This window comes from Pseudomonas sp. HY13-MNA-CIBAN-0226 (genome assembly GCF_040310305.1).
Classification (GTDB): domain Bacteria; phylum Pseudomonadota; class Gammaproteobacteria; order Pseudomonadales; family Pseudomonadaceae; genus Aquipseudomonas; species Aquipseudomonas gregormendelii.
The window spans coordinates 1-260 of the sequence record NZ_JBEOPS010000375.1; the positions used below are offsets into that span (position 1 = coordinate 1).

General features: G+C 40.0%; 1 protein-coding gene. It reads right to left on the bottom strand.

Features of this window, described 5'->3' with window-relative positions; genetic code table 11:
- On the bottom strand, positions 1 to 260 hold a 260-nt coding region (locus tag AAEZ05_RS29170; RefSeq protein ID WP_350650103.1), incomplete at both ends, for a WG repeat-containing protein.

The following is a 260-nucleotide window of genomic DNA, read 5'->3' on the forward strand; positions in this document are numbered from 1 at the left end:
CTCCTAAAGTATTGATTACACCAACTCTTCCTTTCAAATAGACAGAGGCTAGGCCTTCTGAAAATCTATGTCCATCATCGGAAATAAGCGGGATCGCTACCTCTCCCTTTTCATCTACAAATCCAACTGTTTGCGTTTTATCATCCATAACTATGGCACGCCCGGAATATAGACAATCTGTAGTCTCAAAAATCTCTTTTTCAGGTGAATCACACTCAAACGCAAAAGCAGCGTGATTAATGAAAATCACTGTCAAGAGT